16 protein-coding genes are annotated in these 18,621 nt (G+C 72.6%); 13 read left to right on the top strand and 3 right to left on the bottom strand.

What is annotated here, in order from left to right; translation table 11 throughout:
* Position 1: 1 nt before the first annotated feature.
* Entirely contained in the window at positions 2–1,117 is a 1,116-nt protein-coding gene (gene alc / locus ACIBU0_RS25725) for an allantoicase (RefSeq protein WP_398822336.1), read from the top strand.
* A 179-nt stretch (positions 1,118–1,296) separates the two neighbouring features.
* On the opposite strand, the gene ACIBU0_RS25720 is transcribed toward alc, so the two are convergent.
* A complete protein-coding gene (locus ACIBU0_RS25720) occupies positions 1,297–2,043 on the bottom strand; it encodes an SDR family oxidoreductase (RefSeq protein ID WP_398822333.1) in 747 nt (248 codons plus the stop codon).
* Positions 2,044–2,180: 137 nt separating this feature from the next.
* Between ACIBU0_RS25720 and ACIBU0_RS25715 the strand changes: the two genes are divergently transcribed.
* The 3 genes from ACIBU0_RS25715 to ACIBU0_RS25705 all read left to right on the top strand — a co-directional run bounded on the left by ACIBU0_RS25715 (position 2,181) and on the right by ACIBU0_RS25705 (position 4,262).
* The gene (locus ACIBU0_RS25715) at positions 2,181–3,005 is read left to right on the top strand and encodes an AIM24 family protein (protein ID WP_398822330.1); all 825 of its coding nucleotides are present in this window, start codon (positions 2,181–2,183) and stop codon (positions 3,003–3,005) included.
* Between the two features lie 89 nt (positions 3,006–3,094).
* Positions 3,095–3,721: a dihydrofolate reductase family protein gene (locus ACIBU0_RS25710; protein ID WP_398822327.1), complete on the top strand. Its 627-nt coding sequence runs from the start codon at positions 3,095–3,097 to the stop codon at positions 3,719–3,721.
* Positions 3,722–3,875: 154 nt separating this feature from the next.
* Positions 3,876–4,262 carry a ribonuclease domain-containing protein gene (locus ACIBU0_RS25705; protein ID WP_398822324.1) on the top strand — a complete coding sequence of 129 codons (387 nt, stop codon included), beginning with the start codon at positions 3,876–3,878 and terminating at the stop codon, positions 4,260–4,262.
* Positions 4,263–4,322: 60 nt separating this feature from the next.
* Here the strand turns inward: ACIBU0_RS25705 and ACIBU0_RS25700 are convergent, their stop codons facing one another.
* Positions 4,323–4,523 carry a hypothetical protein gene (locus ACIBU0_RS25700; protein ID WP_398822321.1) on the bottom strand — a complete coding sequence of 67 codons (201 nt, stop codon included), beginning with the start codon at positions 4,521–4,523 and terminating at the stop codon, positions 4,323–4,325.
* A gap of 213 nt (positions 4,524–4,736) precedes the next feature.
* On the opposite strand from ACIBU0_RS25700, the gene ACIBU0_RS25695 reads away from it, so the two are divergent.
* The 3 genes from ACIBU0_RS25695 (at position 4,737) to ACIBU0_RS25685 (ending at position 7,956) form a co-directional block, all read left to right on the top strand.
* The gene (locus tag ACIBU0_RS25695; protein ID WP_398822791.1) at positions 4,737–5,951 is read left to right on the top strand and encodes a sensor histidine kinase; all 1,215 of its coding nucleotides are present in this window, start codon (positions 4,737–4,739) and stop codon (positions 5,949–5,951) included.
* A 102-nt stretch (positions 5,952–6,053) separates the two neighbouring features.
* A complete protein-coding gene (locus tag ACIBU0_RS25690) occupies positions 6,054–6,734 on the top strand; it encodes a response regulator (protein WP_398822318.1) in 681 nt (226 codons plus the stop codon).
* A gap of 43 nt (positions 6,735–6,777) precedes the next feature.
* A complete protein-coding gene (locus ACIBU0_RS25685; RefSeq protein WP_398822315.1) occupies positions 6,778–7,956 on the top strand; it encodes a cytochrome P450 in 1,179 nt (392 codons plus the stop codon).
* Between the two features lie 353 nt (positions 7,957–8,309).
* On the opposite strand, the gene ACIBU0_RS25680 is transcribed toward ACIBU0_RS25685, so the two are convergent.
* Entirely contained in the window at positions 8,310–9,332 is a 1,023-nt protein-coding gene (locus tag ACIBU0_RS25680; protein WP_398822312.1) for a Gfo/Idh/MocA family oxidoreductase, read from the bottom strand.
* 129 nt (positions 9,333–9,461) lie between these two features.
* Here ACIBU0_RS25680 and ACIBU0_RS25675 point away from each other — a divergent pair, with 129 nt between their 5' ends.
* From ACIBU0_RS25675 to ACIBU0_RS25650, 6 genes are all read left to right on the top strand, one after another.
* Positions 9,462–10,199, top strand: a complete 738-nt coding sequence (locus ACIBU0_RS25675) for a GntR family transcriptional regulator (RefSeq protein WP_398822788.1) — start codon at positions 9,462–9,464, stop codon at positions 10,197–10,199.
* Positions 10,200–10,406: 207 nt separating this feature from the next.
* Positions 10,407–11,555: an ROK family glucokinase gene (locus ACIBU0_RS25670; protein ID WP_398822309.1), complete on the top strand. Its 1,149-nt coding sequence runs from the start codon at positions 10,407–10,409 to the stop codon at positions 11,553–11,555.
* Positions 11,552–12,133 carry a sugar kinase gene (locus tag ACIBU0_RS25665; RefSeq protein WP_398822306.1) on the top strand — a complete coding sequence of 194 codons (582 nt, stop codon included), beginning with the start codon at positions 11,552–11,554 and terminating at the stop codon, positions 12,131–12,133. The genes ACIBU0_RS25670 and ACIBU0_RS25665 overlap by 4 nt, the downstream gene beginning before the upstream one ends.
* A 111-nt stretch (positions 12,134–12,244) precedes the next feature.
* The gene (locus tag ACIBU0_RS25660) at positions 12,245–15,085 is read left to right on the top strand and encodes a DEAD/DEAH box helicase (protein WP_398822303.1); all 2,841 of its coding nucleotides are present in this window, start codon (positions 12,245–12,247) and stop codon (positions 15,083–15,085) included.
* Positions 15,082–17,487 (top strand): SWIM zinc finger family protein, encoded by a 2,406-nt coding sequence (locus ACIBU0_RS25655; RefSeq protein ID WP_398822300.1) that lies wholly within the window; start codon positions 15,082–15,084, stop codon positions 17,485–17,487. Before ACIBU0_RS25660 ends, ACIBU0_RS25655 begins: the two co-directional genes overlap by 4 nt.
* Before the next feature lie 385 nt (positions 17,488–17,872).
* Positions 17,873–18,550: a hypothetical protein gene (locus tag ACIBU0_RS25650; RefSeq protein ID WP_398822298.1), complete on the top strand. Its 678-nt coding sequence runs from the start codon at positions 17,873–17,875 to the stop codon at positions 18,548–18,550.
* Positions 18,551–18,621 lie beyond the last annotated feature (71 nt).

Below are 18,621 nucleotides of genomic sequence, written 5' to 3'. Positions count from 1 at the left end.
CGTGACGGCGATACCCAGTTTCACCGGCGACGCGAACCCCTACGGAGGCGGTGACCCGTACGCGGACTACCGCACCGCCGACTTCCCCTTCACCCAGTACGCCAACCTCGCCGACCGCCGGCTCGGTGCCGGTGTCATCGCCGCCAACGACGAGTTCTTCGCCCAGCGCGAGAACCTGCTGGTGCCCGAGCGGGCCGAGTTCGACCCCGAGCACTTCGGGCACAAGGGCAAGATCATGGACGGCTGGGAGACGAGGCGCCGCCGCGGCGCGTCCGCCGACCACCCGTGGCCCACGGCCGAGGACCACGACTGGGCGCTGGTCCGTCTCGGCGCGCCGGGCGTGATCCGCGGGATCGTCGTCGACACGGCCCACTTCCGCGGCAACTACCCGCAGGCGGTGTCGGTCGAGGGCACGTCGCTACCCGGCTCGCCCTCTCCCCGGGAACTGCTCGCCGACGACGTGAAGTGGACGACGCTGGTCCCGCGCACGCCGGTCGGCGGCCATGCGGCGAATGGTTTCTCCATCGCGGTCGAGCAGCGCTTCACCCACCTCCGCGTCAACCAGCACCCCGACGGCGGCATCGCCCGCCTGCGCGTCTACGGCGAGGTCGCACCCGACCCCGAGTGGCTGGCGGTCCTGGGCACCCTCGACGTGGTCGCCCTGGAGAACGGCGGCCAGGTCGAGGACGCCTCCAACCTCTTCTACTCGCCCGCCACGAACACCATCCAGCCGGGCCGCTCCCGCAAGATGGACGACGGCTGGGAGACGCGTCGGCGCCGCGACCAGGGCAACGACTGGATCCGCTACCGGCTGGTGGCCCAGTCCCAGATCCGCGCGATCGAGATCGACACGGCGTACCTGAAGGGCAACAGCGCGGGCTGGGCGTCGGTGTCGGTGCGGGACGGTGAGGAGGGTGAGTGGACGGAGATCCTCCCGCGCACCCGCCTCCAGCCCGACACCAACCACCGCTTCCTCCTGCCGACGCCCGCCGTCGGCACGCACGCGCGCGTGGACATCTTCCCCGACGGCGGCATCTCCCGCCTCCGCCTGCACGGCTCGCTGACGGAGCAGGGGGCGGCGGGACTGGCGGCGCGCCACCAGGAACTGGGCGGCTGAACGACCGAGCACCCGCCCGCAAGGGGCTTCGCTTCTCGACGCCGGTCAGTTGCATTCAGCCCGTACGGCGTTTGAGGACGAGGCCCCTTCAGGGCCGGAGCGGGGGTCTGGGGGCGGCAGCCCCCAGCGACGGTCACCCCCACGCACCCGCACAGTGAGTCGGCTCAACCGCCGGAGGCCTACGCGGCATGTCCCCCGTCCACCGCGAACTCCGCCCCCGTCACGTACTCCGCCCCGGCCAGGTAAGCCACCATCGCGGCCACCTCGTCGGCCGTCCCGAAGCGCCCCAGCGCGGTCATCGCCGCCTGACCGGCCGCATACGGACCGTCCGCCGGGTTCAGGTCCGTGTCGACGGGACCCGGGTGGACGATGTTCGCCGTGATGCCGCGCGGCCCCAGCTCCCGCGCCAGGGCTTTCGTCAGGCCGATCAGTGCCGACTTGCTGGTGGCGTAGAGCGTGCCCCCGGGCCCCGGCACACGCTGGGTCATACACGTGCCGATCGTGATGATCCGCCCCCCGGCGGTCATGCGGGCGGCAGCCGCCCGTGACGCCAGGAAGACGCCCCGGACGTTCACGGCGAGCACCCGGTCCACGTCCGCGAGCGACAGGCCCGCCAGCGGACCCAGGACGCCCACACCGGCGTTGTTCACCAGCACGTCCAGACCCCCGAGCACCTCAGCAGCACGCTCCACCGCGCCCTCGGCCTCGTCCGCGTCACCCGCGTCCGCCCGCAGGGCCACGGCCCGCCGCCCCAGCGACTCGACGGCCCGGACGACCTCGTCGGCCGCCTCCTTGCCGTTCACATAGCTCACGGCCACATCCGCGCCCTCCCGCGCGAGCCGCAGAGCCGTCGCCGCGCCGATGCCGCGACTGCCGCCCGTGACCAGGGCCACCTTGCCGTACAGGGTTCCGTAAGTCGTTGTCATGGGTCCATCCCAGCGCTGCCCGGGCCGAAGCGCTGGCGGCGAACGGACATGGAGACCGGGCGAACCAAGACCGGCAAGGGAGGGTGAGGGCCGGAACTCGTCGGAACTCTTTGCTCCGGTTCCCTCGTTCCCCCCACGTGACTCTTCAGCAAGAAATCGTCGGCAACGCCATGCAGATGGCGGTCGTCAGCCTCCGCCCCGGCCAGACCGTGTACTGCGAGGCGGGCAAGTTCCTCTTCAAGACCACCAACGTGACGATGGAGACCCGCCTGACCGGCCCGTCCGACGGCGGCGGCCGGCCTCAGGGCAACGGCAGCGGCGGTGGTGGCGGCATGGGCGGCATGCTGCGCCAGGCCATGGGCACTGCCATGCAGGTCGGCCAGCGCGTCCTCGCGGGCGAGTCGATCGCGTTCCAGTACTTCACCTCCCAGGGCGGGGAGGGCACCGTCGGCTTCGCGGGCGTACTGCCCGGTGAGATGCGGGCCCTGGAGCTGGACGGCACGCGCGCGTGGTTCGCCGAGAAGGACGCCTTCGTCGCCGCCGAGTCCACCGTCGACTTCGGCATCGCCTTCCAGGGCGGCCGCACCGGCATGAAGGGCGGCGAGGGTTTCGTCCTGGAGAAGTTCACCGGACACGGCACGGTGATCATCGCCGGCGCCGGCAACTTCATCGACCTCAACCCGGCCGACTTCGGCGGCCGTATCGAGGTCGACACCGGCTGCGTCGTCGCCTTCGAGGAGGGCATCCAGTACGGCGTCCAGCGCGTCGGCGGCCTCAACCGTCAGGGCCTGATGAACGCCGTCTTCGGCGGCGAGGGCCTGTCCCTGGCCACCCTGGAGGGCAACGGCAGGGTCATCCTGCAGTCCCTCACCATCGAGAGCCTGGCCAACGCCCTGAAGAAGGCCCAGGGCGGCGACAAGCAGGGCCCGACCGGCGGACTGTTCTCGACGCACGCGGGGTGAGGCGGCAGTCGGCCCACCGATGAGTTGCGGGTGCCGAGGGGGTCTGAGGTGATGACAGCAGACCCCACCCCGGAAAAGAGGCACTCCTCATGGGCAAGCTCGTTTCCACCCTCTTCCTCACGCTCGACGGCGTCTACCAGGCACCCGGCGGCCGGGAGGAGGACACCCGCGGCGGCTTCGACCAGGGCGGCTGGGTCTTCGCCTACGCCGACGACGACTTCGGCCAGTTCATCAACGAGGTCTTCGCCCGCCCGGCCGCCTTCCTCCTCGGACGCCGTACGTACGACATCTTCGCCTCCTACTGGCCGAAGATGACCGATCCCGCCGACCCGGTCGCCTCCAAGCTCAACGCGCTGCCGAAATACGTCGCCTCCTCGACGCTGACCGACCCCGACTGGGCCGGCACCAGCGTGATCAGCGGCGACCTCGGCAAGGAGGTCACCGCCCTCAAGGAGCGCACCGACGGCGAGCTCCAGGTCCACGGCAGCGGCGCCCTGGTCAGGTCCCTGCTGGCCCTCGACCTCGTCGACACCCTCCATCTGCTGACCTTCCCGGTCGTGCTGGGCTCGGGTCACCGCCTGTTCACGGAGGGCGCGGTGCCCACCGCGTTCACGCACACCGGAGGTCGCACCACGAGCAGGGGCGTGACCATTCACTCGTACGACCTGGCGGGGCGCCCCGACTACAGCGCGTTCGGGCTTCCCGAGAACACGTGACGACCCGTCCGCGGCGTTCTCGCGCGGCCGCTGATGGAGATCGCGTGAGGACGCCGGGGCGCACGTTAACTTCCCGAAAACTCATCGGACTTGCCGGGAAAATCTCCGGTGTTGTCATTGACATGCCACTGTCTACGCGCGTCATCATGAAGCCATGAGATTCCCCCCACGAATCAGCCGTATCGGCGCCGCAGCCGCCGTCCTCTCCGCCCTCCTCGTCGGCGGTACCGTCACCGCCACCCCGGCGGCCGCCGCGGTCGGCAGTATCTGCTACAGCAACCTGCCCTCGCAGGCCCACGACACGCTCGACCTGATCGCGCAGGGCGGGCCGTTCCCCTACGACCAGGACGGCACCGTCTTCTCGAACCGGGAACGCATCCTGCCCAGCCAGCCGTCCGGGTACTACCACGAGTACACGGTCATCACGCCCGGCTCCCCCACGCGCGGAGCTCGCCGGATCGTCACCGGTGAGAAGAGCCAGGAGGACTACTACACGGCCGACCACTACGAGTCGTTCGACCTGATCAACTACGGCTGCTGAGCCGGAAGGTCACGACCGGCTCCGAGGAACGGCGTGACTCGCCGGAAGTCCGGTCCGCGCTCAACCGGACTTCCGGCTCTCGGCGGCGGCGAACAACGCGAACGCCAGCACGAGCAGTGCGACGCTCGCATAGATCTCGTAGCCGTCGAGGAAGCCGATCCGCTGCACGAGACCCCAGTCCCAGTCGGTGAACTCGTGCACCAGGCCGGCGATGCCCTGCACCAGGGCGATGAACCCGAGGATCTCCAGCACCTGTTTCATGCCTGCGACTCTCGCCCCGCGGACCCCCCACGCCAATCGGCCGCGGGGCGAGCCATGTCCGCCGGAAGTACACGTTCCGGGCAGGCGGCGCACGCCGAAAGTCTCCTGTCGTGCGACTTTGGTCGACGATCAGGCGCGCGACGAGGTGACGCGGTCTTTCACTGCGTAGATTTGTCGGCCGTGAGTGGTGACAAACCGGAGGCCGTGCCCCGGATGTTCGAGGGGCGGCGCTGGCTGCTGCCCTCGGCCGTGCTGCGGGAACTCGACCCCGACGCCGAGCGTTCCGGACGGCCCCGGCGCACAGCCCGCGACTGGGTGGTCGACTTCTGCTGCTTCCTGGTGGCCGTCCTGGTGGGGCTGCTGGCCGCGGACGCGCTCGCCGACAACCCCCACCTCCCGCACACCCTGGTCGTCGTCGACCAGTGGATCGGCGCGCTCTCGCTGGGCGCGGTCTGGCTGCGGCGCCGCTGGCCGCTGGGGCTGGCCGTGGCGATGACCCCGATCAGCATGGTGTCCGACACCGCGGGCGGCGTGGCCCTGATCGCCCTGTTCACCCTCGCCGTGCACCGCCCCTTCCGGTACGTGGCCTGGGTGGGGGGCGCCAATCTGGCGCTGCTCCCGCTCTACTTCTGGCTGCGCCCCGAGCCCGGCCTGCCCTTCCTCGGCGCGCTCGCCTTCTCCGTGCCTCTGCTCGGCGCGGTGGTCGGCTGGGGCATGTTCGTACGGTCCAAACGGCAGCTCATGCTGAGCCTGCGCGACCGTGCCCGGCGTGCCGAGACGGAGGCACGGCTGCGAGCCGAGCAGGCGCAGCGGCTCGCCCGCGAGGCCATCGCCCGGGAGATGCACGACGTCCTCGCCCACCGGCTCACCCTGCTCAGCGTGCACGCGGGCGCGCTGGAGTTCCGGCCCGACGCACCCCGCGAGGAGATCGCGCGGGCGGCGGGCGTCATCAGGGAGAGCGCCCATGAGGCCCTCCAGGACCTGCGGGAGATCATCGGCGTCCTGCGGGCGGGCGAGCCCGACGACGCCGGCCGCCCGCAGCCGACCCTCGCGGCGCTGGAAGCGCTGGTCACCGAGTCCCGCGAGGCAGGCATGAAGGTCACCCTCGACCAGCGCGTCACCGACCCCGCCGCCGTGCCCGCCTCCGTCGGCCGCACCGCCTACCGCATCGCCCAGGAGGGCCTGACCAACGCCCGCAAGCACGCACCCGGCACTGAGGTCACGGTGACGGTGACCGGCGCACCGGGCGAGGGCCTGTCCGTCTCGGTGCGCAATCCGGCGCCGGAGGGGGACGTCCCGCACGTGCCGGGTTCCGGACAGGGACTGATCGGGCTGACGGAACGGGCCACGCTGACGGGCGGCCGGCTGGAGCACGGGCCCGCGGCGGACGGGGGGTTCGAGGTGCGGGCCTGGTTGCCGTGGGGGTGACCGCGCCGATCCGGCCGCATGCTGCTCAATTGCGGAACCGGCGAGCGCTGTTGCGGGCCGTCCGGCACATCCACGCCGTACAACCGTGATTACGTGGGGCACATGACTGCGATCAGACTCCTCCTCGTCGACGACGACCCGTTGGTCAGGGCCGGCCTGTCCTTCATGCTGGGCGGCGCCGAGGACATCGAGATCGTCGGCGAGGCGGCCGACGGCGCGGAGGTCGAGACGCTGGTCGACCGCGTCCGCCCGGACGTGGTCCTGATGGACATCCGGATGCCGGCGGTCGACGGCCTCACGGCCACCGAGCGGCTGCGCGGCAGGAAGGACGCCCCGCAGGTGGTGCTGCTGACCACCTTCCACGCCGACGAGCAGGTGCTGCGCGCCCTGCGCGCCGGCGCCGCCGGGTTCGTGCTCAAGGACACCCCGCCCGCCGAGATCGTCGACGCGGTGCGCCGCGTCGCGGCCGGTGACCCGGTCCTCTCACCCACGGTGACCCGCCAGTTGATGGACCACGCGGCCGGCGCCGCCTCCGACACCCGCCGCACACGCGCGCGTGACCGGCTCGCCGCCCTCAACGACCGTGAGCGTGAGGTCGCCGTCGCGGTGGGCCGGGGCCTGTCCAACGCCGAGATCGCCGCGGAGCTCTTCATGAGCGTCGCCACCGTCAAGACCCATGTCTCCCGGATCCTGGCCAAGCTCGCCCTCAACAACCGTGTGCAGATCGCCCTGTTGGCGTACGACGCGGGGCTGTTGGAGGAAGTGGAGGGCGACGGGCACTAGTCGGGGGGCCCGGGCGTTGTCGGTGTGTCGGAGGGGGAGTGACATGGCCGAAGTGCTCGACCTGGGGGAGTTCGGAGAGGGATTCCGCGAGAACCCGCATCCGGTGTACGCGCGCTTGCGTGAGCGGGGCCCGGTGCACCGCGTCCGGCTGCCCGGCTGGCAGTCCGAGGTCTGGCTCGTCGTCGGGCACGAGGAGGCACGCGCGGCGCTCGCCGACCCTCGGCTGTCCAAGGACGGCACCAAGATCGGCCTGAAGTCGCTCGACGAGGAGCTGATCGGGAAGAGCCTGCTGGCCACCGACCCGCCGCAGCACGCCCGGCTGCGCGGGCTCGTCTCGCGCGCCTTCACGATGCGCCGCGTGGAGGCGCTGCGGCCGAGGATCCAGCAGCTCACCGACGACCTGCTCGACGCCATGCTGCCGAAGGGCCGCGCCGACCTCGTGGAGTCCCTCGCCCACCCGCTGCCGCTCACCGTCATCTGCGAACTGCTCGGCGTGCCCGAGATGGACCGCGTGGAGTTCCGCAAGATGTCGACGGAGGCGATCGCCCCCACCAGCCCGGGCAACGAGATAGAGGCCTTCACCCGCCTCGGCACCTACTTCACCGACCTCATCGAGGACAAGAGGTGCGCCGGTCCCGGCGATGACCTGCTGAGCGACCTGATCCGCACCACGGCCGAGGACGGCGACCGGCTCTCCCCGGACGAACTGCGGGGCATGGCCTTCATCCTGCTGATCGCCGGGCACGAGACGACGGTCAACCTCATCACCAGCGGTGTGCACGCCCTGCTGATCCACCCGGACCAACTCGCCGCGCTGCGCGCCGACATGACCCTCCTCGACGGTGCGGTGGAGGAGATGCTGCGCCACGAGGGCCCGGTGGAGACGGCGTCGTTTCGGTACGCGGCCGAGCCCTTGGAGATCGCAGGCGTCCCCGTCGAGAAGGGCGAACCGGTGATGGTCGGCCTCACTGCGGCCAACCGGGACGCGAGCCGCTATCCCGCTCCGGACACCTTCGACATCCGCCGCGACACCCGAGGGCACGTCGCCTTCGGCCATGGCATCCACTTCTGCCTGGGCGCCCCCCTGGCCCGTCTGGAGGCCCGCACGGCGATACGGTCCCTGCTGGAGCGCGCCCCCGGCCTCGCGCCGGACGGCCCGCCGGGGGAGTGGCTGCCGGGGATGCTGGTCCGGGGGATGAGGAGTCTGCCGGTGCGCTGGTAGCGGACCGGGCACGCGGTTGTCGAGTACGGCCGGTGGTGTCGAGCCCGGTCGGGGAGCGAGTCCGGCACCAGAGGGCGAGTCCGGCCGAGGCGTCGAGTCCGGCCGGGGCGCCGAGTCGGGCACGGGCGTCGGGTCCGGCGGAGGCGTCAGGTCCGGCGGATCCGGCACGGGGGGCGAGTCCGGCCGGGGCGTCGAGTCCGGCACGGGCGTCGAATTCGGCAGGGGCGTCGGGTCCGGCGGAGGCGTCGGGTCCGGCCGGGGCGTCGAGTCGGGCACGGGCGTCGAATTCGGCAGGGGCGTCGGGTCCGGCCGGGGCGTCGAGTCGGGTCCGGCCGGGGCGTAGCGTCCGGTTCTCACAGAGTCGTAGCCGCGCCCCCGCCCGCGATCTCCGCGAGCGCGACCGGTCTGTGCTCGTGCCGCGACCGCTCGCACGCCTCCGCGATCCGCAAGGCCTGCAGGGCCTCCCGCCCGTCGCAGGGATTGGCCCGCTCCCCGCGCACCACCTCCACGAACGCGTTCAACTCCGCCTCGTACGCGGGCCCGAACCGCTCCAGGAACCCCGACCACGGCTTGTCCGCCGCGGGCGGCCCGGTCGGCTCGGTGGACGCGATCGGCGTACGGTCGTCGAGGCCCACCACGATCTGGTCCAGTTCCCCGGCGAGTTCCATGCGGACGTCGTACCCGGCGCCGTTCAGCCGCGTCGCCGTCGCCGTGGCGAGCGTGCCGCCGTCCAGCGTGAGCACCACCGCCGCCGTGTCGACGTCGCCCGCCTCACGGAACATCGCGGGCCCGGCGTCCGCCCCGGCCGCGTACACGTCGACGACCTCGCGCCCCGTCACCCAGCGCAGCACGTCGAAGTCGTGGATCAGCGTGTCCCGGTACAGCCCGCCGGACAGCGGCAGCCACTCGGCCGGCGGCGGCTCCTGATCGCTGGTCAGTGCGCGTACGGTGTGCAACCGCCCGAGCCGCCCGGACCGCACCGCCTCGCGCGCGCCCACGTACCCCGCGTCGAAGCGGCGCTGGAAGCCCATCTGCAGGATCGTCCCGGCGGTCTCCACCTCGCCGATCGCGTGCAGTGTGCCCGGCAGGTCGAGCGCTATGGGCTTCTCGCAGAACACCGGAAGACCGGACCGTGCTGCCCGACCGATCAGTTCGGCGTGAGCCGACGTCGCTGTGGTGATCACCACAGCGTCCACGCCCCACCGGAAGATCTCGTCCACTCCGGGCGCCGCCGTCTCGCCCAGCCGGTGTGCCAGAGCCTGGGCGCGCGCGGCGTCCGCGTCCGTGAGGATCAGCGAGCCGACGTCGCGGTGGCGGCTGAGCGTGTGGGCGTGAATCGTGCCGATGCGGCCCGTACCGATGACCCCGATGCGCATGGAAACAAAGTGGGGGTTCAGTGCGTAAGCTGTCAATGCGTATGTCCGGACAATCAAACTACACGACTTCCCGTCAACAACGCGTAGAGCTACGCTCGGCCCGTGCCGAAACCAGAAGTGGACCCGACCGTGGAACTCGAGCTCAGTGTGGACCGGAGCAGTCCGGTGCCGTTGTACTTCCAGCTGTCCCAGCAGCTCGAGGCCGCGATCGAGCACGGAGCGCTCACCCCCGGCAGCCTGCTGGGCAACGAGATCGAACTCGCCGCACGCCTCGGCCTGTCCCGGCCGACCGTTCGCCAGGCCATCCAGTCGCTGGTCGACAAGGGCCTGCTGGTGCGCCGCCGAGGCGTGGGGACGCAGGTCGTGCACAGCCAGGTCAAGCGGCCGCTGGAGCTCAGCAGCCTCTATGACGACCTCGAGTCGGCCGGCCAGCGCCCGGCGACCAGGGTGCTCGTCAACACCGTCGTCCCGGCGTCCGCCGAGGTCGCGGCGGCTCTCGGGGTGGCCGAGGACAGCGACGTGCACCGCATCGAGCGGCTGCGCCTCGCGCACGGCGAGCCGATGGCGTACCTGTGCAACTTCCTGCCGCCCGCCCTGATCGACCTGGACACCGCACAGCTGGAGGCCACCGGCCTGTACCGCCTGATGCGCGCCGCAGGAATCACCCTGCACAGCGCCCGCCAGACCATCGGCGCCCGCGCGGCCACCGCCGCGGAAGCCGAGCGCCTCGCGGAGGAGGAGGGCGCCCCCCTGCTCACGATGCAGCGGGTGACGTTCGACGACACGGGCAGGGCGGTCGAGTACGGCACGCACACGTACCGGCCGAGCCGCTATTCGTTCGAGTTCCAGCTGCTCGTACGGTCGTGAACTGACCGTACGGTACGTTGCAATGTCAGGACAATTAGGCGTCCGTGGACTGCAACGCCGCTCACGCGGCGCGGGGCTGTATCGACGTGCGGCTCCGCCGCGTGGGCGCGAACAACGACAAACGGCCCGCAGGCGGCGTATGACATGAACCACCCCATTGTTTCCCGGTACGGCACCCGTCTCGGCCGTGAGGCAGAATCGGGCCTGATGAGCACCTACCGCGACTTCACCGCCCCCATCGGCTCAAGGCGAGCCCCCGTGCTCCGCACCGTGGGCCCCAGAGAGCGCCGCTCACACCTGTCGGCCCCCCGTGTGCCAACGGTCGGCATCGACATCGGCGGCACCAAGGTGATGGCGGGCGTCGTGGACGCCGACGGCAACATCCTGGAGAAGCTCCGCACGGAGACCCCGGACAAGTCCAAGAGCCCGAAGGTCGTCGAGGACACGATCGTCGAGCTGGTCCTGGACCTGTCCGACCGCCACGACGTCCACGCCGTCGGCATCGGCGCGGCCGGCTGGGTCGACGCCGACCGCAACCGCGTCCTGTTCGCGCCCCACCTGTCCTGGCGCAACGAGCCCCTCAGGGACCGTCTGGCCGGCCGGCTCGCCGTACCCGTCCTGGTCGACAACGACGCCAACTCGGCCGCCTGGGCCGAGTGGCGCTTCGGTGCCGGCCGTGGCGAGGACCACCTCGTCATGATCACGCTGGGCACCGGCATCGGTGGCGCGATCCTGGAGGACGGGCAGGTCAAGCGAGGCAAGTACGGCGTCGCGGGGGAGTTCGGGCACATGCAGGTGGTCCCCGGCGGCCACCGCTGCCCGTGCGGCAACCGCGGCTGCTGGGAGCAGTACAGCTCCGGCAACGCGCTGGTGCGGGAGGCCAAGGAGCTGGCCGCCGCCGACTCGCCGGTGGCGTACGGGATCATCGAGCACGTCAAGGGCCAGATCGGCGACATCACCGGCCCGATGATCACGGAGCTGGCCCGCGAGGGCGACGCGATGTGCATCGAGCTGCTGCAGGACATCGGCCAGTGGCTCGGCGTCGGCATCGCCAACCTCGCGGCCGCCCTGGACCCGTCCTGCTTCGTCATCGGAGGCGGTGTGTCGGCCGCGGACGACCTGCTGATCGGTCCCGCGCGGGACGCCTTCAAGCGCCACCTCACCGGCCGCGGCTACCGCCCCGAGGCCCGCATCACCCGGGCCCAGCTCGGCCCCGAGGCCGGCATGGTCGGCGCCGCCGACCTGGCCCGACTGGTCGCCCGCCGCTTCCGCCGCGCCAACCGGCGCCGGGTCGAGCGCTACGAGCGCTATGCGCGGTTCGCGGAGGCCCGCAGGTCGTCCCAGGGGTCGGCGTGACCGTGACCGTACCCCGCCAGGCGGACTCCCCGGACGAGCCCCAGGAGCCGACCGAGGACCGTCGCCACATGATCCGCCGCAGGGCGCTCACCCTGCTCATCATCGTGCTGCTCATCGGCGTGCCCGCCGGTTATCTGGTGATCTCCGCCAACCAGAGCCGCGAAAGCGGCAAGGACAAGGAGGAGAAGTACTCCGCGACCGGCCTCACCCCCCACTGGCCGTCGAGAGTCCAGCGCCGCGTCTACCAGGTGACGATCCCGGTTCCGGCGTACAACGTCGGGTACTACGAGACGAACAACTGGCGGACCAGCCGTCTCTACGTCCAGTTCCAGACCACCGCCGAGAACCTGGACGCCTACCTGGGGACCATGGGCCTCGGCCGGAACGACCTGAAGCCGGACGACATCACCATCGGCGCCCGGGACCAGAAGATCACCGGCTGGGACTTCAAGGGCCCCGGCCCCTGGTACGGCGTCGTCCACGAGCAGAAGAACCCGGCTCCCACGCACGACATCGTGGTGAGCATGGCCGACCCGGAGAATCCGTTCGTGTACGTCGTCTCGCGCACGGTCCCCTGACGACCCTCCCGGCGCACCCGGCCCGGACCGGCCGCCGGGGCCGATTGTCAGACCCCGCCCGTAGAGTCGAAGACGGTTGATCCGACTCACGGGCGGGAGGTGACAGGACGTATGAGCGACAGGGCCGCGCACAGCGCCGGCACCGCGGTGGACGAGCGCGCGGGGGAGGCCGTCCCCGCCCGGCTCGCGGCGGTCTTCCTGCCCGCGTCCCTCCCCCGCGAGGGGCGGATGGCCTTCTGGGATCCGGAGGGCGGCCCGCTGCCCGACGGAGACACGGAGCTCACTGTCGTACGCCGCCATGGCGCCGGAGTCCGCCGCCGGACCACCCCCGCGCTGTCGTTGCCGCTCGGCGAGGCGCTGCCGCTGCTCGTGCGCGCCCGGCGCGACCCGGCCGCCCACCCCGCGACCGCCTGCTGGGGCGCCGCCGCCCTGCACGCGCTGCGGCTCACCGCCCGCGGCCGACTGCTGCCCGGCCTCACCCCCACCGGCCACGACGCCTGGCGGGCCGGCCCGCTCGACCCGGACGACATCGCGCATCTGCGAGCGGTCGCCGCAGCCCTGCCGTACGAAGGACATGCGGTCCCGCTGACCGGCTCGGGCCCCCTGCGGCTGCCCGAGCCGGAGGCGCTGATGCGTTCCTTCCTGGACGCCGTCGCCGACACCCTGCCCCGCACGCCCGCCGCTGCGCACGCCTCGGGCAAGCCCTTCGCCGCCCGCGAGGCCCAGCGCCTGCCCGACGCCCACGACTGGGCGGCCGAGGTCGCCGCCGGCATGGACGCGGGCGTGCGCATCTCGCTCCGCCTGGACCTGTCGGCGTACGACCTCTTCGACGACGGCGGCGACGGTGTGCGCAGCGCCGGGGCGGCGATCGTCCAGGTGCACAGCCTCGCCGACCCCACCCTCGTGGCCGACGCGGCCGCCCTGTGGTCCGGCGAGGCGGACGCGGCGTTCGGACCCCGTGCGCAGGTGGACGCGGCGCTCGCCGTGCGGCGTGCGGCACGGGTGTGGGCCCCGCTTGACCGGCTGTCCGAGCAGGACGTGCCCGACGTGCTGGCCCTGTCCGACGAGGAGTTGGGCGACCTGCTGGGCGTGGCGGCGACCCGGCTCGCGGCGGCCGGGGTGGCGGTGCACTGGCCCCGGGACCTCGCGCAGGACCTCAGCGCGGCGGCCGTCGTGCGACCCGCTCCCGGCTCGGCGACCGACGGCACCGGTTTCTTCGAGAGCGAGGAACTGCTCCAGTTCCGCTGGCAGTTGGCGATCGGCGGCGACCCGCTCACCGAGGGCGAGATGGACGCGCTCGCGGAGGCGCACCGCCCGGTGGTCCGGCTGCGGGACCGCTGGGTGCTCGTCGACCCGGCCCTCGTCCGCAAGGCCCGCAAGCGCGAACTGGGCCTGCTCGACCCGGTGGACGCGCTGTCCGTCGCCCTGACCGGCAGTGCCGAGGTCGACGGCGAGACGGTCGAGGCCGTGCCGGTCGGTGCCCTGGCCGCCCTGCGTGACCGGCTGACGGCGGGGGTGCGCCCGGCCGAACCGCCGCCGGGACTGCGGGCGACGCTGAGGGACTACCAACTCCGGGGTCTGGCCTGGCTGGACCTCATGACCTCCCTGGGCCTCGGCGGCTGCCTCGCGGACGACATGGGGCTCGGCAAGACGATCACGGTCATCGCCCTGCACCTCAAGCGCGCCCGGACGGCCCCGACCCTGGTGGTCTGCCCGGCCTCGCTCCTCGGCAACTGGCAGCGGGAGATCACCCGTTTCGCGCCCGGCGTCCCCGTCCGCCGCTTCCACGGCCCGGACCGCACCCTGGAGGACATGGACGCCGGCTTCGTCCTCACGACGTACGGCACGATGCGCTCGGCGGCGCCGACGCTGGCCCAGCACTCCTGGGGCATGGTCGTCGCCGACGAGGCGCAGCACGTCAAGAACCCGTACTCGGCGACGGCGAAGGCCCTGCGCACCATCCCGACGCCCGCGCGCGTGGCGCTGACCGGCACACCGGTCGAGAACAACCTGTCCGAGCTCTGGGCCCTGCTCGACTGGACGACACCGGGCCTGCTCGGCCCCCTGAAGTCGTTCCGCGCCCGGCACGCGCGCGTGGTGGAGAACGGCGAGGACGACGAGGCGGTGGACCGGCTGGCCCGCCTGGTCCGCCCGTTCCTCCTGCGCCGCAAGAAGTCGGACCCCGGGATCGTCCCGGAACTGCCGCCCAAGACGGAGACGGACCACCCGGTCCCGCTCACCCGTGAACAGGCGGCGCTCTACGAGGCGGTGGTGCGTGAGTCGATGCTCGCCATCGAGACGGCGGAGGGCATGGCCCGCAGGGGCATGGTCCTCAAGCTCCTCACCTCCCTCAAGCAGATCTGCGACCACCCCGCGCTGTACCTGAAGGAGGACGCGGCGGCGGCCACCGAGCGACTGGCCGCCCGCTCCGGCAAGCTGACGCTGCTGGACGAACTCCTGGACACGCTGCTGGCCGAGGACGGCTCGGCGCTGGTCTTCACGCAGTACGTGGGGATGGCCCGCCTGATCGCCTCCCACCTCGCCGCCCGTGCGGTCCCGGTGGACCTGCTGCACGGCGGCACGCCGGTCCCGGACCGCGAGCGCATGGTGGACCGCTTCCAGAGCGGCACGACGCCCGTCCTGGTCCTCTCCCTGAAGGCGGCGGGCACCGGCCTCAACCTGACCCGCGCGGGCCATGTCGTCCACTTCGACCGCTGGTGGAACCCGGCCGTGGAGGAACAGGCCACCGACCGTGCCTACCGCATCGGCCAGACCCAGCCCGTGCAGGTCCACCGCCTCATCACCGAGGGCACGGTCGAGGACCGCATCGCGGAGATGCTCGAGTCCAAGCGGGCCCTGGCCGACGCGATCCTCGGCTCCGGCGAGTCGGCCCTCACGGAACTGACGGACCGTGAGCTGTCGGACCTCGTGTCGTTGCGGAGGGAATCATGACCGTGCCGGTGGAGCGGGGGAGTGCGGCCGGTGGCGAGGCTGCGGGGTTCGGTGAACCTCGACCGGCCGACGCGGCCCGCCGGGCCCTTCGGGCTGCGCGGGACCGGCGGGAAGGCGTGCCGGGGAGCGGCGTGAGTCATGGGCGGGGGCCGGGCGATCCGGCGAGCCCGGTGTCCGAGCCCGAGACGCCCGGGCAGGAGGAGCCACAGCAGGAGGAGCCACAGCCGGAGGAGACGCGACCGGACGGGCCCACGCGCCCGGAACCTCGACCGGGCGACGCGGCCCGGGCGGCGCTGCGGCGCGCGGTGACCGCCAGGCGGGGCGATCCGGCGGAGGCCGGGGACGGACGCAAGGAGGCTGCGGGCTCCGAGGCCGGGGCGTCCGCATCGACCGGCGGCACGTCGACGGGTGGGGGCGGCGGGGAGCGAGAGGCGTCGGCCGGTGCTTACCGTGCCTCCGGTGCTTCCCGTGCAGATGGTGCCTCCGGTGCGGACCCCTCGGAAGGGGCCGAGACGGCCGCACCGGCCGTCCATGATCCCGCGGTGGGTCGACTCGGCGCCCGCCCCGCCGATGCCGCGCGCCAGGCGCTGCGGGCCGCCCGTGAGGAGGCGCGGCAGTCACGGACGCACCAGACGAGTGGGGGAGTTGAAGGTACGCCAGGGGCCGGGCGGCCGGCGTCGGCCGGTTCCGGTGCCGGCAGCGGCGTACGGCGACGCGCTGCCGATCTTCGGGTGCGTTCCGTGCGGGAGCTGATCGCGGGCGCGTTCCGGATGCCGGAGGACGACGCGCCGGACCGAGACGACCCGTCGACGCCTGCTCCAGCTCGGCCGCGCCGGAACCCACCGTCGTCCTCGGCACCCAAGGGCGCCGGTTCCTCGCCACGGGCGTCGCGCGCCTCCGACATCTCGGGCTCGTCCTCCGCACCGTCCTCGGCGTCTTCGGCGGCCCGGGAGTTCTCGGCGCACCCGGCGCCCGCAGCGTCCGCGGACACCCACTCCTCGCCCCCCGAGCCCACACGCCCCGACCCCTCACCCGCGCCCCTCACCGACACAGGACCCACGACCACACCCACGACCACACCCGCGGCCGCGACTCCGCGCGTGCCCCGCTCCATGGCGGCTCCGGGGCGTGACGGTGAACTCCGCCGCACTTTCCCGGCCTTCCCCGTCGTATCGCCCCAGTCGTCGGACGACGCCCCCTTCGCCCAGACCTGGTGGGGGAACGCCTGGGTGACGGCCCTGGAAGAGGGTGCCCTCGATCCCAAGCGGCTCGCCCGTGGACGCGGTTACGCGGAGCAGGGGCACGTCGAGGCCATCACGGTGACGCCGGGGCTCGTCCTGGCGTATGTGCGGGGCAGCCGGCCGCGGCCGTACCGCGTGCAGGTGCGGTTGCGGACGCTCGACGACGCCGACTGGGCGCGGTTCCTGGACGCCGCTGCCGACAGGCCGGGCCACATCGCCGCGTTGCTCGACAAGGAGATGCCCCAGTCGCTCGCCGACTGCGGCGTCCCTCTCCTGCCCGGCCCCGGCGACCTCGACCCCCACTGCAGCTGCCCCGACCGCGGCCACCCCTGCAAGCACGCCGCCGCCCTGTGCTACCAGACCGCACGCCTGCTGGACGCCGACCCCTTCGTGCTGCTCCTGCTGCGCGGCCGGGGTGAACGCGAGCTGCTCGACGCTCTCTCCCGCCGTAACGCCGCCCGCGCCGCGCGTGCCGCCCAGGAGCAGGGACCGGCTCCGCTGCCGGGGGTACGGGCCACCGAGGCCCTCGCGCTGGAGCGCCGACTCCCGCCCCTCCCAGCCCCGTTGCCGGTACCCGCCCATCCCGAACAGCCCCCGGTCTACCCGGCGGCGCCGGGCGGTCCCGACCCCTTCGCACTGGACCAGTTGGCGACCGACGCCGCCGCCCGCGCCCACGCCCTGCTCAGCACGGGGCGCGACCCGGTCGCCGAACTGACCCTGTGGCAGGACGCGGTACGGATCGCCGCCGCCCGCCCCGGTTCCGGCCTCACCGCCGCCACCCGCGCGCTGTACTCCTCCCTCGCCTCCGCCGCCGACCGCACTCCCGCCGAGCTGGCGCGAGCGGTCGCCGCCTGGCGCCAGGGCGGCCCGGAGGGTCTCGCCGTCCTCGAAGACCCCTGGGACCCGCCCGCCGGCCGCTTCGACCGCGCCCGCCCCCTGCTTCTCGCGGCCGACCTCCCCGCGTTCCGCCCCTGGCGCAACCGCCTCACCCACCCCCGCGGCCATGTCCAGCTCCGCCTGGGCCGCGACGGCCTCTGGTATCCGTACGAGTCGGAACCGGGCCACGACGACTGGTGGCCCCGCGGCACCCCCGACCTCGACCCGGTGGGCGCCCTGACAGGCCTCGGTGCCTCGCCGGAGGGGGGTGAGGGCGCCCCATGAGCAACTACACTGCCGCGAAGTCGCCACGCGACGCAGCAACTGGCTTGAAACCAACGGCGGGAGAGGCATGGCAACGGGGGGATGGGGTCCAGGAACCGGCCCGGGACAACCCGGCGGCAACGGACCCGGAGGCCAGGGCTGGGGCGCTCCGTACGGTCAGCCGCAAGGCGGCCCCTACGGTCCGCCCGCACCGGCTCCGAGCCCGTATCCGAATCAGAATCCATACCCGAACCCGAATCCGAATCAGTACCCGAATCCATACCCCTACGGCCCCCCGCCCGCGGCCCCCGCTCGGCGCCGCCGCAGCCGCCTGTGGTTCTTCTCGGCGCCCTACCTCGTCGCCGCCGTCATCCGCTCCGCACACCGCGTCGCCACCCGGCTCTTCGTGCAGGAGGGCGACGGCCGGATCGAGGACCGCACCGTGGACCGGGTCCAAGCCGCCCGCACGGTGCTCGGCATCGTCGCCACCCTCGCACTGGTCCTGGTCTACGGCGTGGAGGCGGACCGCTGGCAGGACGCGGGGGAGAACAGCGTCGCCAACCTCGTCATCACCCCGGTCCTGCTGATCCTCGCCGGACCGCTGGTCATCCTCGGGTTCATCCTCTACGCGCCCCCGCACCTGCGGCCGCAGCTGCGCTCCCGGCTCCACGCCCCGCTCAAGGCGGTCGGCTGGTACGTGCTGACGGTGGTCGTCATCGCGGGGGTCCTCTACGTGGCGGCCCAGAGCGCACTCGACAACCGGAGGGACTGGTTCGGCTACGCCATCGCCCTCGTGGCGCTGGCCGTGATCGTGTGGGGGTTTCCCTTCTTCTTCATGGCGTCGCTGTACTCGGCCCGCAGCGCCTTCAACACCGCCCACGTCCACCCGATGCTGCCGCCGGTGATCACCGGAGTCCTGGTGTGGGTGCTCGCGATCTTCAACCTGATCGACAGCGGCATGCCGAAGGGCCCGCCGGTGTTCCAGTTCTGCTCCCTGCTGGGCGGCCCGCTGTCGGTGACGGCCGTCTCGCTGTGGGAGATGCGGCGGATGCGCACCCGCTTCGGGGTCACCGTCCGGGGCTGAGCCCGACCGGCACCCCGTGAAGGCCGTGCTCGCTGCCGGCGTCGTGTATCGCCCATGTATGGCCGCTCCCT

It is taken from the genome of Streptomyces sp. NPDC049627, from assembly GCF_044465645.1.
Lineage (GTDB): Bacteria > Actinomycetota > Actinomycetes > Streptomycetales > Streptomycetaceae > Streptomyces.
The sequence above is the reverse complement of the archived record's forward strand: the minus strand, read 5'-3'. Positions and strand labels throughout refer to the sequence as shown.

Coding starts and splice junctions, on each gene's coding strand:
- ACIBU0_RS25720 (WP_398822333.1), bottom strand. CDS start 2,043: ATGACAACGACTTACGGAACCCTGTACGGCAAGGTGGCCCTGGTCACG.
- ACIBU0_RS25710 (WP_398822327.1), top strand. CDS start 3,095: ATGGGCAAGCTCGTTTCCACCCTCTTCCTCACGCTCGACGGCGTCTAC.
- ACIBU0_RS25705 (WP_398822324.1), top strand. CDS start 3,876: ATGAGATTCCCCCCACGAATCAGCCGTATCGGCGCCGCAGCCGCCGTC.
- ACIBU0_RS25700 (WP_398822321.1), bottom strand. CDS start 4,523: ATGAAACAGGTGCTGGAGATCCTCGGGTTCATCGCCCTGGTGCAGGGC.
- ACIBU0_RS25695 (WP_398822791.1), top strand. CDS start 4,737: ATGTTCGAGGGGCGGCGCTGGCTGCTGCCCTCGGCCGTGCTGCGGGAA.
- ACIBU0_RS25690 (WP_398822318.1), top strand. CDS start 6,054: ATGACTGCGATCAGACTCCTCCTCGTCGACGACGACCCGTTGGTCAGG.
- ACIBU0_RS25685 (WP_398822315.1), top strand. CDS start 6,778: ATGGCCGAAGTGCTCGACCTGGGGGAGTTCGGAGAGGGATTCCGCGAG.
- ACIBU0_RS25680 (WP_398822312.1), bottom strand. CDS start 9,332: ATGCGCATCGGGGTCATCGGTACGGGCCGCATCGGCACGATTCACGCC.
- ACIBU0_RS25670 (WP_398822309.1), top strand. CDS start 10,407: ATGAGCACCTACCGCGACTTCACCGCCCCCATCGGCTCAAGGCGAGCC.
- ACIBU0_RS25660 (WP_398822303.1), top strand. CDS start 12,245: ATGAGCGACAGGGCCGCGCACAGCGCCGGCACCGCGGTGGACGAGCGC.
- ACIBU0_RS25655 (WP_398822300.1), top strand. CDS start 15,082: ATGACCGTGCCGGTGGAGCGGGGGAGTGCGGCCGGTGGCGAGGCTGCG.